This is a genomic window from Bradyrhizobium sp. WSM1417, assembly GCF_000515415.1.
GTDB lineage: Bacteria > Pseudomonadota > Alphaproteobacteria > Rhizobiales > Xanthobacteraceae > Bradyrhizobium.
The window spans coordinates 6877858-6892818 of the sequence record NZ_KI911783.1 but is presented as its reverse complement, the minus strand read 5'-3'; the positions used below and the strand labels follow the sequence as shown (position 1 = coordinate 6892818).

Genomic DNA, 14961 nt, shown 5'->3' with positions numbered 1-14961 from the left:
CGTCAATCGGTTAGACTACAGCATTTCCGTATCGGGAAGCAGCAGACGCAGTTTATCTCCATCCGGTGGCAATGACGGAGGACAGATCTGTCCTCCGTATTGCGAGAGGTGGCCTCAGTATCGGCCGCGGTCGTTGTGATAATCGCCGCCGCGTCCGCCGCCCATACCCATGCCGATCCCGACACCGATGCCGATGCCTTGCATGATGGCGCCGGGCGGCGGGCCGCGATCCGGCGGCGGTGCGCGCTCGTAGATCACTTCATCGGGCGGCGGCCGGCGCTGCCTGGGTGGCGTGTCGACCACCTTGCGCTTCGGCGGGGTGTCGTCGACGCGCTTCTTGATCACAGGCGCGATCGTCGGGTTGACCGGCGTTGCCGGTGCCGAGGGTGTCGAGCACGGGCAGGTCGGGGCCATCGCGACGGCGACCGGGGCAGGAGTGGCCGCGACCACGGCAGGCAAGACGTAGTTGCGGTTCTGGACGCGAAGCAGCAGCCGGCGTGCGGTCGCAGCCAGATCGCTGTTGTCCCAGTTCGCCAGATAAGCCTCGAACGAGGCGCGGGTGTTGATCGCGGTGGCGCGCTCCCACGCCAGCATCTGGCGCCGGCGCTCCACAATCGTGCGCAGCCGCGGGGTACGGGTATCCTGAGCATACAACTCGATATAGGCCTGATACGCCGGCACGGTATCGTCGGTGATCACCATCTCATAGGCGACCATGGCCGGCTTGCCCTGCAAATCCTTGCGCCAGTCCTCGAGGCTGCGCGTACCGCCCGCAAGTGCCATGGAGGATGCGCCAGGAAGCGCAGTCTGAGCGCTGCTGTCGCCGCCGAAGAACTTGAAATCGGTCGTCAGCGACGAGCTTTCCCAGGGGATCTGGCGTCCGTCGGTCGATTGCGCCACGGCGACGCGAATGCGCTTGAACACTTCCTCGATCGGCAGATTGGGCTGCTTGGCGACGGTCAGCGCTGCGGTGGTGTAGGGGCTGTCGATGCCGGAGCCATCCTCGGCTTCGGAGCCCGGCGAGGTCGAATAGGAAATGAAGGAGCCCGGCGCGCCGGCCTTGGTGTCGACGATCGCAAGCCCGTGTCCGGCGCCACTGAGTGCCGGGAACGGATTGTTGCGGCAGGCATCGAGCATGAAGATGCGTGCTCGTGTCGGCAGCGCGCCGAGCGTGTTGAGCAAATCGTTGAGCCGTACGCCCTGCAGCGGAATGTCGGCTTCACGCTTGGGGTCGAGATCGACGGGAACGAGATAGTTCTCGCCGTCGATCTGGAGGCCGTGGCCGGCATAGAACACCAGCGCGACGGTGTCGGCGCCGCTGGCGCTGACCTTGCCGGCGAAATCCGAGATCGCCTGACGCATATCGTTCTGCGCCAGATTGGATGCCGTGGTGACGGTGAAGCCGGCATTGCCGAGCAGCTCCGTCATGCCCTTGGCGTCGTTGGCTGCGTTGGGCAGTTCCGGCACGGTGCGATAGGCCGATTGACCGATCACGAGTGCGAGCCGCGCTTCGGCCGCCGCCTCCGTGGGCGTGGTCAATTGCGTGAGCGCGAGAAGACCGGATGCAAGAAACAAATTGCGAAGAACTGGACGGCGCATGGTGTCACCTCCATCGGCAATGCGCGCGATGATGTCACCTTTTCTAGGTGGCCGCCATGCGTCTGTCTGTGCACTGGATCACGTTGAGCTGCGGCAAAATGGGGCAGGGGGTCTGCCAGAGCTGGTGCGGCATCGTTCTGGCGCAATCCATGTGAATTGCGCATTGATCCATGCGCCAATTGGATTGATCGCCGATGCCGCGCGAAAGCATCCTCTCGCACAATGGGTCCGATGCCGGTCTGAGCGAGAATCCCGCAAAAAACATGGTTGTTTCGCCGCGCGCTGATGCCGTCGATCTTCGCGACAGGCCGCTTTGCAACAGCCGGCCGCAAGTCTTGCCTGCGCTGTCGCTTTGGCCATACAGTCCCGCGCAACGGGCTGCGGCAACGACCGTCGCTCGAAAAACAATAATCGGGGAGAGACCGCACCATGCCCATCGTGCCCGTGAACCGTCGCGCGTTCATCAAGTCGTCGACGGGACTTGCCGCCGGCCTCGTGTTCTCCCCCGCACTCATCGGCCGCGCCGAAGCCGCGACCTTGAAGCTGAAATGCTCCTCCTCGCTGCCGAACGATCCCAAATTCGCCAACGGCCGCGTCTATTACGACAATCTCGTGAAGAACCTGAAGGCGAACGGCCTCGGTGAACAGGTCGAGGTCGCGTTCTTTCCCGACAACCAATTGGGTCAGGAAATCGACGTCATCAATTCGGTGAAGCTCGGCGTCATCGATCTCATGGTGTCGGGCTCGTCGATCTCGGCCAATCTGGTGCCGCTGGTCGGGACCTTCGATCTCGGCTTCCTGTTCTCGAGCTTCCCGCAGCAGACCAAAGCGTTCGATTCCGGCGCCGCCAAGCCGATCGAGGACGCGCTGCTCAAGGGCAGCAACATCCGCATCATCGCCTGGGCCTATAATTTCGGCTCGCGCAGCGTGCTGGCGCGGAAGCCGGTGAAGACGCCGGAAGATCTCGCCGGTCTCAAGATCCGCACCCTGCCGAACCCCGTCATCACGGAATGCCTGCGCCTGATGGGCGCCGCCGCGACACCGCTGGCGTTCGGCGAAATCTACACGGCATTGCAGGCCGGCGTGCTGGACGGGCTCGAGCACGATCCGCCGACCATCCTGGCGAGCAAGTTCTTCGAAACGGCGAAATTCTATTCACTGACGCAGCACAATTTCTCGCCGCTCGCGATCTATTTCAGCGACACGACCTACAACCGCATGGATCCGAAGCTGCGCGAGGGTTTCCTCGACGCCGCGAAGAAGGCTGCGGCTGACACGCGCACCCACGGGCTCGCGGTCGAGAAGGAGGCGCTGTCGGCTTTGACCGAGAAGGGCGTGACGGTGGCCGAATGCGACCGCGAGGCGTTCAAAAAGCGCGTCGCGCCGCAGATCGAGAACTTCATCAAGGCGCGGCCGGACTCCAAGGCCGTCATCGACATCATCCGCGCCACACAGGCCTGACGTGGCAATGACAGCTGCCGTACCTCTCTCGGGCGGCCGCCACGGGAGCATCGCCCTGCTGCTTCGCCTCAGCGACGCGATCGCGGCCATCCTGCTGGCCGCGGATCTCGTCGTCGTGTGCGGTTCCGTGCTGCTGCGCTTCTGTTTCAACGCGCCGGTGGAGTGGTCCGACGACGTCGCGCGCGGCCTGATGGTCGGCTCGGCCTTCTTCGGCGCGGCGAGTGCGCTCGCGCGCGGCGAGAATGTCGGCGTCTCCTTCTTCCGCGACCTGGCGCCAGTACGGCTGCGCGCGCTGGTCGACGCCGCGAGTGCGCTGCTGGTGGTGTTGATCTCGGCCTATGTCGCTTACAATGCCATCAAGCTCGGCTCGTTGACGGCGGGCCAGACCACCGGATCCGGCTTGCCGCTGGAGCTGACCTTCTACCCGATGGGCGCCGGCGCGCTGTTCATGACGGTGTTTGCGATCGACCAACTCTGCTCGCGGCCGCTCCCTGACATCGTCAGAGGCCTCGTCGCGATTGCCGTCGTGACCGGCCTCTATCTCGCCTGGGATTATCTGTCGCCCGCCACGGTGCCGTCGGCGGGCACGCTGATGCTGATCGGTTTCTTCGCGACGTTGGTCGGTGGCTTGCCGATCGGCTTTGCGCTGGCGCTGGCTGCGCTGATCTTCATCTGGGTCGAGGGCGCGCTGCCCGGCGTGATCTTCGCCCAGCAGATGGCGCGCGGCATCGACAATTTCGTGCTGCTCGCGATTCCGTTCTTTATTCTCGTCGGCTACCTCATGGAAGCCAACGGCATGTCGGTGCGGCTGATCGAGCTGTTGCAGCGTGGGGTCGGGCGCATGCGCGGCGGCCTCAACGTCGTGATGGTCGCGTCAATGGTGCTGTTCTCCGGCATCTCCGGCTCGAAGATGGCCGACGTCGCCGCGGTCGGCTCCGTGCTGATTCCGGCCGCACGCCGCTCCAGGCAGAATCCGGGCGGTGCCGTGGCGCTGCTCGCGGCCTCCGCGGTGATGGCGGAGACCATTCCGCCCTGCATCAATTTGATCATCCTGGGTTTCGTCGCGAATTTGTCGATCGGCGGCCTGTTCGTCGCAGGGCTGCTGCCGGCGGCGTTGATGGCGCTGGCCTTGATCGCCGTCTCCATCATCTTCGGCAAGACTCCAACTGAGACTCCAACCGAGACTCCGGGTGATGCCGATGACATCGCGCCGCAGATGCCGGTGTCGGGCCTGTGGAGCGGCGCGATCGCCTCGTTCGGTCTGATCTTCATGATCTTCTTCGGCTTCAAGAGCGGCTTTGCAACCGCCACGGAGATCTCGGCCTTTGCCGTGGCTTATGCACTCGTTGTCGGCAGCGTGGTGTTCCGCGAGCTCAGCTTCACATCGGCCGCGCACAGCTTCGTCCAGGGCGCGACGCGTGCGGGGCTGGTGCTGTTCATCGTTGCCGCAGCGCAATCGCTGGCGTTCACGCTGACCCTGCAGCAGGTGCCGCATGCGGTCGGCGATTTCATGCTGGGATTGTCCAAAACCTCGGGCACCTGGCTGTTCATCCTGCTCGCAATCGCCGTGCTGATCGTGATGGGCTCGGTGCTGGAGGGCGCGGCCGCGCTGATCATCTTCGGTCCGCTGCTGCTGCCGGTGGCCGTGCAGCTCGGCATCGATCCCCTGCATTTCGGGGTCGTGCTCGTGATCGCGATGGGCATCGGCCTGTTCGCGCCGCCGCTCGGGCTAGGGCTCTACGGCGCCTGCCTGATCGGCAATGTGCCGATCGAGCAGACGGTGAAGCCGATCATGGGCTATCTCGGCCTGTTGTTCCTTTGCCTGCTTGTGATCGCGTTCGTGCCATGGCTCAGCACGGCATTGCCGCGCGCGTTCGGCTACTGAAGGAGTCTTGCCGTGAAAGTCCTGCTGGCCCACACGCCGGAGATGCGCCGCAATTACTATGGCGATCGCAGCCTGAACGGTTTGCGCGCGGCCGCCGAGGTGGTCCTGCATGAGAGCGATGAGACGCTGGTCTCAGCCAGCCTCGTGCGCGCTGCGCAAGATGTCGACATCATCGTGGCCGATCGCATGACCGAGGGACGCGGCGAGATCTTTGCGCAACTGCCGCGCCTGCGCGCCTTCGTCCGCTGCGCCGTCGACATCCGCAACGTCGATGTCGAGGCCGCCTCGAACGCAGGCGTGCTCGTGACCCGCGCCGGGCCCGGCTTCGTGCAAGCCGTTGCCGAGCTCGCGCTCGGCTTCATGGTCGATCTCTCCCGCGGCGTATCCCGGGCGACGGCCGACTACCAGGCAGGCCGCAACCCGGAAGCTCGGATGGGACGGCAGCTCGCCGGCAGCAAGATCGGCATCATCGGCTATGGCAGCATCGGGCGCTATCTCGCCGAAATCGCCAAGGTGATGCGCATGGAGGTGCTGGTCGCAGATCCCTTTGCGACCGTGAGCGACAGTGCCATCCGGCAGGTCAGCCTCGACGAGCTCCTCGCCGCATCCGACTATGTCGTCTGCCTTGCCATCGCGAACGAGCAGACCGAGAATCTGATCGGCGAGGCGGCGCTGGCGCGCATGCAGAAGCATGCGGTCTTCATCAATCTCTCGCGCGGCAACCTCGTTGACGAAGCGGCGCTGGCGAAGGCGCTGCTTGAGAATCGTATCGCGGGTGCCGCGATGGATGTCGGCCGCGCGCCCGACCAGATGCCAAGTGCGGAGCTTGCGAAGCTTCCCAACGTCATCGCGACACCGCATGTCGGCGGCCTGACGCCGCAGGCGATCGAATACCAGTCACTGGAAACCGTGCGCCAGGTCGAAGCGATCGTCAAAGGCGAGATCCCGCAAGGCGCGGTCAACGCCGAGCGCTGGACGCGGCGGCCGTGAGCCGGCTCTACAGCCGGTCCACTGCTTTGAAGGTCCCGTCCTTCTGGATCACCGTCAAAAACACCTTCGGCGGCGCGTCGATCGTGCGCATGCCGACGGTTACGGTGCTGCCGCTGATGTCGAAGCGGCCGACATCGTTGATGGCGCGCAGCAGGCTCGCGCGCGTCGGTTGCGGTCCGGCTTGTTCCAGCGCCGCCGCCGCGAGACGGCCGGCGATATAGCCTTCGAACGACACGAAATCCGGTGTCAGCGCGGGGTCGGATGCTTTCTGCGCCGCCTGATAGTCGGCGACCAGTTTGAGCGAGCGGTCCCAGGGAAACGGCACAACCTGTGTGACGACGACGCCTTCGCCCTCGGGGCCGAGCTCCCGGGCGAGCGCAACGGCGCCGACGAAAGAGATGTTGACGAAGGTCGGACGAGCGCCGCTGCGGTGCGCGAGCTTGATGAACTCCGCGCAGGGACCGTAGGTCCCGACCCTGACGATCGCCTCGGGTTCGACGCGTTTGATCGTGCGCCAGGCCGACGCGACGGCGCGAGTGTTGCGCTCGAAGGTGCCTTCGGCGGCGAGCTCGAGGCCGCGTTTGGCAAGCGCGCGCTTCACGCCGGAAAGACCGTCGCGCCCAAAGGAATCGTCCTGGTAAAAAATGGCGATGCGGGTGAAATGGCGATCCTCCGTGAGGTGCTTGACCCACGCCTCGGCCTCGGCGCCATAGCTCGCACGGATGTTGACCACGTTCGCAAGCTCGAGGTCGCGCAAGAATTCGGCGCCGCTGAACGGACCGATGAAGGGCACGTTCCTGGCGCTGGTGATCGGTATCGTCGCCATCGCGGTCGGCGTGCCCACCGCGCCGATCAGCGCGAACACCTTGTCGTCCTCGATCAGCCGCAGCGTCTGCGCCACCGAGCGGTCGGGGTCGTAGCCGTCGTCCCGGCTGATGAGCTGGAGCTTGCGGCCGTGGACGCCGCCTTTGGTGTTGATCTCGGTGAAAGCTGCGACGATGCCCTGCCGCATCCGCTGTCCGAGTGTGGAGGAGGGACCCTCGAGTGCTGCGGCCTGGCCGAACAGGATCGCATCCTCGCTGACGCCGATCTCGTCAGCTTTCGCCGGCGGCATGATTGCTGCCAGGACGGCGACGGTCACGGCGATGCATGTGGCAGATCGAGATCGATACATCGGAAAAAGTCTTGCCGGTGCGGTGAGTAGCTCCGGGAAAGCTATCGCCGCGGGATGAATCGGCGATGTATCGGGGGCTCCGTACTACTCCGGGGAAAACCGGCAACTTGCTTCGACAAAGTCCGCGTCATCCTGCACTTCATTAACTAAGCCGGCTAATGCGGAAAAGCCGGGTTCCGAAATTGTGCAGTTCTTAACCGCGGTCCTGTTCCGATAGTGGCTCGGGTGGCTCAACCAGAGGTTCGGTTGGCCGGGAGAGGGGCGGCGGTTTCTGCAATGGGCGGTCGGGATCAGAACGATCAGGATCGGGGACGTATGACTGGATGGTGGCGTGCAGCGCCCCTGCTCGGGCTCTATCGCCCTGCGCTCGTCGCGGTCGGAATCGGTCTTCTGTTTTCGGTGGTGGCTGCGGCCGCGGTGGCGCGGTGGGAAGGCCGCGTCAACAAGATCGAGTTCGAGAACGCGGCCGAGACCGAAGTGATCGTCATGCAAAACGGCATGGGCGAGTACATTTCAAGGCTCGTCGCGCTGCGCACGCTGTTCGAATCGACCAACCAGGAGATCACCCGCAGCGAATTCGAGACCTTCAGCGCCCGCCTGTTCGAGCGCCATCCCGGCATGCTGCGCATCGGCTGGGTGCCGCGCGTGAACCGCAAGGAGCGTGCCGAATACGAGGCCGCGGCGATCACGGACGGCGTGTCCGGCTATCGCATCAAGTCGCTCCAGGGCGATGCATTCGCGACCGCGCCGCAGAGCGACGAATATTTTCCGGTGTTCTATTCGACCCAGCCGAAGACGTCTTCGGTCTACGGCATGGATTATGCGACCGTTCCGGAACGCCGCGCGGTCCTCGAGCGCGCGCGCGACACCGACCGGATCGCAGCCATTCGCACCCGCCTCTACGAACCGAAGGAGGGGGGCCGGTTGCCCGACGTCCTCGTCGCCATTCCCGTCTACGCCAAGGGAACGTCGCGCGACACGGTCGTCGACCGGCGCCGCAATCTCGCCGGCTTCGTCGTCGGCGTCTTCGACCTGCCGCTGCTGATTCAGTCCATTCGCGTGACCACCGGGGCAAGCCCCGCGGTCAGCGTCAACGTCTATCCACCGTTTACGGGGCAGATCGTCGGTTTGGAGGACATGCTGCCGGATTATTCGTCGGCCGCGACGGCGCCGCAATCGATGCGGGACGTCGCGCGCGCCGTGCACTGGTCGGGCAATCTCAAGATCGGCGACACCGATTGGCAGGTGCGGGCGGTGCCGGCTGCCGGCGGTCCGCTGGAGACGACTTACGATCGCGCGGGCGCGGTGCTGATCGTCGGCATGCTGCTGACGCTGTCGCTTTCGACCTATCTCATGCTCGCAAGCCGCAATTCGCAGCGGCTGTCGCTGGCGAACCGGCGGGTGCTCGAACTCGCCCAGACCGACATCCTGACCGGATTGCCGAACCGCGCCTTCTTCCTCGCCCGGCTCGACCAGCTCAATGGCCGTTTGATGGACGCCGGTCCGACCTTCTCGATCCTGATGCTCGACCTTGACCGCTTCAAGAACGTCAACGACTCGCTCGGTCACGGTGCGGGCGATGCGCTGCTGCGTCAGGTCGCACAGCGGCTGAAATCCGCGCTGCGCGCCAGCGACGTGCTGGCCCGGCTCGGCGGTGACGAATTCGCCATCATCCAGGAAGCTTGCGAGGATCAGCGCGTCTGCTCGACCGAACTGGCGGGGCGGATTGCCAAACTCGTCGCCGAGCCGTTCCTTCTTCCCGGACATCGCGTCGAGATCGGCACCAGCATCGGCATTGCGATCGCGCCCGATCACGGCACCGATCAGGAGCAGCTGCTGAAGAAGGCCGACCTTGCGCTGTACCGCTCTAAATCGTCGGGCCGCAACTGCTTCACCATCTACGACAAGGCGATGTCGGCCGAGCTCGAGGCGCGCAGCACGCTGGAAGGCGATTTGCGCGATGCCATCGCGCGGTGCCAGCTCGAGGTGCACTACCAGCCGTTCGTCGACGCCCTCAGCGGCGCGCGGCGCGGCTTCGAGGCCTTGGTGCGCTGGCGGCATCCGACGCGCGGCTTGATTCCGCCGGACCAGTTCATCCCCCTTGCGGAGGAGACCGGGCTGATCGTGCCGCTCGGCGAATTCGTGCTGCGACGCGCCTGCGCGGACGCGGCCGGCTGGCCGTTCGACCTCGCGGTCGCCGTCAACCTGTCGCCGATCCAGTTCAAGGAGGCCGAGCTGTTCGAGATGATCAGCGCGGCGCTCGCGGATTCCGGGCTGCCGCCGCAGCGGTTGGAGATCGAGATCACGGAATCCGTGCTGCTGGAACGCGGCGTCGAGAACCACGCCTTCATGGAGCGGCTGAAGAGCATCGGCATCGCGCTCGCACTCGACGATTTCGGCACCGGCTATTCCTCGCTTAGCTATCTGACCGCGTTCCCGTTCGACAAGATCAAGATCGACAAGTCGTTCATCCGCAACCTCACGCATCAGCCGCGCAGCTCCGCCATCATCTCCTCGATCGTCACGCTGGCGCGCGGGCTGGACATGTCGGTCACCGCCGAAGGCGTCGAGACCCGCGAGGAATATGAACGTCTGAAGGCGCTCGGCGTCAATTTCGCGCAAGGCTATCTGTTCGGCCGGCCGCACCCAATCGAACGGATCCTGTTCGACGCGCCCGTGAAACCGTCCCAACGCGACGCCGCCTGAGCGCCCGCCTCGTCCTTCGAGACGACCGCTTCGCGGTCTCCTCAGGATGAGGCTCAGCGGCATTGTGCCCGTCGAACTGCTACCGCATACTCCGGCCTCATCCTGAGGAGCCCGCCCGAGCGGGCGTCTCGAAGGATGGCCGTAGGCGAGGTGCTTGCCAGTACTTTTTCTGATGCGATCACGTTACTCACGGGCATGCGCGAAAAGCGCTTGACCCGGACAGTCCCGAATGGTCGGAAGGACCGTCCAGGGATGAAACACACAATGCGGCTTCCGTTCTTCTACGGCTGGGTCGTGGTCGCGGTGACCTTCGTCACCATGGCCATCGGCGTCAACGCGCGCACCGCCTTCTCGCTGTTCTTTCCTCCCATCATCTCCGAATTCGGCTGGGAGCGCGGCGTCACCGCGGGCGCCTTTTCCTTCGGCTTCGTGGTATCGGGCATGGTCAGCCCGCTGATCGGCCGGCTGATGGACCGCGCCGGCCCGCGCGCGGTGATGGAGCTCGGCGTGGTTCTGATGGGTGGCGGGCTGCTGCTCGCGCCGCTCACGAGCCAGCCATGGCATCTCTATGTCACCATCGGTGTCATGGTCGGCGCCGGTTCGGTGTGTCTCGGCTATTCCGGCCAGTCGCTGTTCCTGCCGAACTGGTTCATCCGCACACGCGGCCTCGCCATCGGCATCGCCTTCGCCGGAGTCGGCATCGGCTCGGTGACGCTGCTGCCTTGGGTGCAGCACATGATCGAAGGGACCGGGTGGCGCACCGCCTGCACGGCGATGGGCCTGATGATCCTCATCGTGCTGGCGCCGATCAATCTGTTCCTGCATCGACGCCCGGAGGATATCGGCCTGCGACCTGACGGCGATGCCGCGCCGGCCGCGGGTGCCGCAAGACCCGCCTCCAACATCGTCGATCCCGTCTGGGCCGGGACCGAATGGACACTCCGGAAAGCGGTCGCCACGACGCGGTTCTGGTGGATCGCCCTCGGCTATTTCTGCGGCCTGTACATCTGGTACGCGGTGCAGGTGCACCAGACCAAATTCCTGCTCGACATCGGCTTCAGCCCGGGTGTCGCGGTGTGGGCGCTCGGCATCGTCAGCCTGCTCGGCATTCCCGGCCAGATCCTGCTCGGCCATGTCTCCGACCGGATCGGGCGGGAATGGGTCTGGGCAATCAGCTGCGCGGGTTTTGCGATCTCTTTCGCGGCGCTGATGGCCCTGAAATTCCAACCGTCATTGTGGCTGGTCTATCTCATGGTGTTCACGCAAGGCGCGCTCGGCTACGGCCTGACCTCGATCATGGGCGCAGTGGTGTTCGAGATTTTTCAGGGCAAGCACCAGGGCAGCATTTTCGGCACGATCATGCTGGCGGCATTGGCCGGCGGCGCCGCCGGTCCCTGGGTCACAGGCTTGCTTTACGATCGGGCCGGTGACTACACGCTCGCCTTTGGCGTTGCCATCATCGTAAGCGGGCTGTCGGCGCTCTCGATCTGGCGAGCCGCGCCGCGCAAGGTGCGCGCCGTCGCCGGCAAGCTTCAGGCGGAAGTCGGCGCCGAATAGGCTCCGTACGCAGCGGATTACCTTCGCTTCTTTTGCGGAATGTTAAGCATGTCGCGTCTTGGCGCGGTGCAACGAGGCTGCAAAAACGTCTTGGACACCATCGCGGCGCTAGCGTCGCTTGCCATATCTTCCCGATGCCTCCGGGTCTAGCGATGTCTGCCTCCGATTGTGCCATGACAGAAACTCCGGAACTGCTTTTGGCCGCGCTCGAACGCGCCGACGAGGGCATCGTCATCGTCGACAGCGCGCGTCGCATCACGCATTTCAATGCCGGTGCGGAGCGGATCTGGAAACTCGCACGCGCTGATGTGCTCTGCCGCGACGCCGAAATTCTCAGCCTCAAATGCCTTCAGGCCGAACCGTTTGCGGAGTTCCGCGACGAGATCAGCCTGGTGCGCCGTGACGGCAGCCGGATTCGCGCGGCCATCTCGCTTTCATCCATTGCAAGTGGCGGCATTGCCTATCGCATCGTGTTCGCGCGCGACGTCACCGCGGACGCCGAACGCCGCGTCAGGATCGGGCTTCTCCACGCCGTCTCGGACCAGACCAACCGCGCGGTGCTCGTCACCGACACCGACCAGAACATCGTCTACGTCAATGCCGCCTTCACGACGCTGTTCGGCTACACCAGCGAGGAAGCCGAGGGCCGCCGTGCCAGGGGCCTGCTCGCCGGCCGCCACACCGATCGCAAGGCCGTTGCGAAGCTCGTCAAGCGCCTGATGGATGGCGGCCACCGCGGCGAGGTCGAGATGCTCGCCTATGACAAGGACGGCGAGGAGATCTGGGTCTGCGCTCGCATCGATGCCTTCCGCGACAGGAAGGGCCAGGTCAAGCACATTTTCGCGCTGCTCGAGGACATCACCGAGACCAAGCAGCTGCACTCCCTGCAGCAGCTCATCATGGGCGCGCTCGCCGACGAGGTTCCGATCGGCGAGATCGCCGACCGGCTGTGCCGCCGTGTCGAGCAGATCGCGCCCGACGTCGTCTGTTCGCTGCTTCACATCGATGCCGCGGGCCTGATCCATCCGCTCGGCGGCCCAAGCCTGCCCGAGGACTATTCCCGCGCACTGGACGGCGTTGCCATCGGCCCCAATGTCGGCTCGTGCGGAACCGCGGCCTTCTACGGCGAGCCGGTGCTGGCGACGGATCTGGAGACCGATCCGCGCTGGCAGCCCTACAAGGCGATGCCGCTCGCGATTGGCCTGCGCGCGTGCTGGTCGACGCCGGTCAAGGCCAAGGACGGACGGGTCATCGCCACCTTCGCCTTCTACTACCGGGAACCGCGCGCGCCGAGCAATTGGCACCGCCGCATCGTCGATGCTTGCGTCAATCTCGGCGCCTTCGCGATCGAGCGTAAGGAGGCGCGCGCCGAGATCGCGCGGCTCGCCTACCACGATATCCTCACCGGCCTGCCGAACCGTGCGCAATTGCGGCGCCTGATCACCACCGCCATCGATGCCTGCCCGACCGGCAGCCACGTCGCGCTGGCCTTCCTCGACGTCGATCATTTCAAGGACGTCAACGACACGCTCGGTCATGCCGCTGGCGACGAGCTCCTGATCCAGCTTGCGCAGCGCCTGCGCGAGCAGATCGGACCCGAGGACATGCTGGGGCGGCTCGGCGGCGACGAGTTCGTCATCCTGCTGCCGCGGCGCAACGCCGAGAGTGCCGAGCGCGTCGCGGCCGGAATCACCGAAGCGCTGGCCGCGCCGCTGCGGCTCGGCTCCAGGCAGCTGCAGATGTCGGCGAGCATCGGCATCAGCCTCTATCCCGATCATGCCACCGACATCGACACCCTGATGCAGCAGGCGGACGCGGCCATGTACATGGCCAAGCAGGCCGGCCGCTCGACCCATCGCCTGTTCAGCGCTGAGATGAACGGGCTCACCGAGCAGCGGCTGGCCTTGATCGCGGCGCTGCGCCGCGCGGTCGCCGAGGGCGATCTGACCCTCAGCTATCAGCCGCAGATCCGCAGCTGCGACGGCGCGATCCATGGCGTCGAGGCGCTGGCGCGTTGGCACGATGCCGAGCTCGGCGACGTCTCGCCGGCAAAATTCATCCCGCTCGCCGAAGAGTGCGGCCTGATCGAGCAGATCGGCCTGTGGTCGGTGCGCGAGGCCTGCCGGCAGATGGCGAGCTGGCGCCGCGCCGGGCTCGACATTCCATCCGTGTCGGTGAACCTGTCGCCGATCAATTTCCGCAACGTCACGCTGGCCGCGCGGCTCAAGGACATCCTCGCCGAATACGATCTGCCGGCGGATGCGCTGATGCTCGAGATTACCGAAGGCGCATTCATGCAGGACAGCGTCGCCGCGCTCGAGACGATGAACGCGATCCGGGAGCTCGGCGTCGGCCTTTCCGTGGACGATTTCGGCACCGGCTATTCCAGCCTCAGCCGGCTCGCCCATCTGCCGATCCGCGAGCTCAAGATCGACCGCAGCTTCATGCGCGACATCGAGCGTGACGCCGGCGCGCTCGCGATCGCCACCGCCGTGGTGCGCGTCGGGCAGGGCCTCGGCATGACCGTCGTCGGCGAAGGGGTCGAGACTGAGGCGCAGCGCAAGGTGCTGGCCGAACTCGGCTGCGACGTCGTGCAAGGCTTCCTCTACGCACCCGCGCTCGCGCCTGTTGCCTTCGAGCGCTGGCTGATCGAGCACTGCGCCGAGCAGGCGCAGACGATGTTGGCTCGTCTCGACATTGCACCGGCCGGCGCGACCGCGGTGAAGCGGTCGGCGTAGAAGCGACTTTTTGGCCGATGATGTTCGGGCTCATACGCTCGGTTGCAGGAACGTGCCGTATTGCTTGGTCGCGGCGACCGCGGCCGCGGCCTGTCCGACTATCCGCATCGCGGCCATCATCGGCCACGGCCCAAGGCTGACCCGCCGAACGCCGACGCGAGCCAGATCCGGGATTGCCGGGACGCCTTGTGTCACCATGATGTTGACCGGCAGAGGCGTGTGCTGAACCAACTTTTCGATGAGAGCGAGATCGGTGAGGCCGGGTACGAAAATTCCGTCGGCCCCCGCCTCGGCATAGACCTTCGCGCGCCTTGCCGCTTCGTTCATGCACTCGTCTGGCGATCCGAATTTCAGCAAGAACGGATCCGTTCTCGCATTGATGAACAGCTGAACTCCCAGATCTTTTGCAGCGTGCCGCACGGCCTTGATCTTGGCGGCATGGCGTTCGGGATTGACCAGTTGCCGCTTTCCCCCCGAGAGCCCGTCCTCGATATTGATGCCGACGGCGCCGGCTTTCAAAATCTCGGTCGCCGATCTGGCGGCGGCCTCCGGGGTGTCGCCATATCCGGCCTCCAGATCGATTGACATTGGAACAGACACGGCCGCAGTCATCCGCGACACCAGGCCGGTCACCATGTCGAGCGGGACATTTTCTCCGTCGGCGTATCCAAGTGCGGAGGCGACCGCCCCGCTGCTGGTCGCGATGGCCGGAGAGGTCTTCGCGATGGCTTTGGCGGTGGCGGCGTCCCAGGCGTTGAACAGGATGAGCGGATCGCCCTTCCTGTGAAGGGCATGAAACGTCTCGGCATATCGCTGTTGTGTCTTGGCGTCCATTGCGCGCACTCCGGATT

9 protein-coding genes are annotated in these 14961 nt (G+C 65.2%); 6 read left to right on the top strand and 3 right to left on the bottom strand.

Annotation, left to right across the window (positions count from 1 at the left end):
• Window positions 1-114 precede the first annotated feature (114 nt).
• The gene (locus BRA1417_RS0133740) at window positions 115-1599 is read right to left on the bottom strand and encodes a caspase family protein (protein ID WP_027519570.1); all 1485 of its coding nucleotides are present in this window, start codon (window positions 1597-1599) and stop codon (window positions 115-117) included.
• A gap of 429 nt (window positions 1600-2028) precedes the next feature.
• Here BRA1417_RS0133740 and BRA1417_RS0133730 point away from each other — a divergent pair, with 429 nt between their 5' ends.
• The 3 genes from BRA1417_RS0133730 to BRA1417_RS0133720 are packed head-to-tail and all read left to right on the top strand — an operon-like array spanning window position 2029 to window position 5935.
• Entirely contained in the window at window positions 2029-3060 is a 1032-nt protein-coding gene (locus BRA1417_RS0133730) for a TRAP transporter substrate-binding protein (RefSeq protein ID WP_027519568.1), read from the top strand.
• A gap of 7 nt (window positions 3061-3067) precedes the next feature.
• Window positions 3068-4945, top strand: a complete 1878-nt coding sequence (locus tag BRA1417_RS0133725; protein WP_027519567.1) for a TRAP transporter large permease subunit — start codon at window positions 3068-3070, stop codon at window positions 4943-4945.
• Window positions 4946-4957: 12 nt separating this feature from the next.
• Window positions 4958-5935, top strand: coding sequence for a hydroxyacid dehydrogenase (locus BRA1417_RS0133720; RefSeq protein ID WP_027519566.1), 978 nt, complete (start codon window positions 4958-4960; stop codon window positions 5933-5935).
• A 7-nt stretch (window positions 5936-5942) separates the two neighbouring features.
• Here BRA1417_RS0133720 and BRA1417_RS0133715 read toward each other — a convergent pair whose 3' ends face one another.
• Window positions 5943-7109, bottom strand: coding sequence for an ABC transporter substrate-binding protein (locus tag BRA1417_RS0133715; RefSeq protein ID WP_027519565.1), 1167 nt, complete (start codon window positions 7107-7109; stop codon window positions 5943-5945).
• Window positions 7110-7424: 315 nt separating this feature from the next.
• Here BRA1417_RS0133715 and BRA1417_RS0133710 point away from each other — a divergent pair, with 315 nt between their 5' ends.
• The 3 genes from BRA1417_RS0133710 (at window position 7425) to BRA1417_RS0133700 (ending at window position 14110) form a co-directional block, all read left to right on the top strand.
• The gene (locus BRA1417_RS0133710) at window positions 7425-9815 is read left to right on the top strand and encodes an EAL domain-containing protein (RefSeq protein ID WP_035968987.1); all 2391 of its coding nucleotides are present in this window, start codon (window positions 7425-7427) and stop codon (window positions 9813-9815) included.
• 264 nt (window positions 9816-10079) lie between these two features.
• Window positions 10080-11372, top strand: coding sequence for an MFS transporter (locus tag BRA1417_RS0133705; protein ID WP_156949246.1), 1293 nt, complete (start codon window positions 10080-10082; stop codon window positions 11370-11372).
• A 152-nt stretch (window positions 11373-11524) separates the two neighbouring features.
• Window positions 11525-14110, top strand: a complete 2586-nt coding sequence (locus BRA1417_RS0133700) for an EAL domain-containing protein (protein WP_027519562.1) — start codon at window positions 11525-11527, stop codon at window positions 14108-14110.
• A gap of 30 nt (window positions 14111-14140) precedes the next feature.
• Here BRA1417_RS0133700 and BRA1417_RS0133695 read toward each other — a convergent pair whose 3' ends face one another.
• The gene (locus BRA1417_RS0133695; protein WP_027519561.1) at window positions 14141-14944 is read right to left on the bottom strand and encodes an isocitrate lyase/phosphoenolpyruvate mutase family protein; all 804 of its coding nucleotides are present in this window, start codon (window positions 14942-14944) and stop codon (window positions 14141-14143) included.
• Between the last annotated feature and the right edge of the window lie 17 nt (window positions 14945-14961).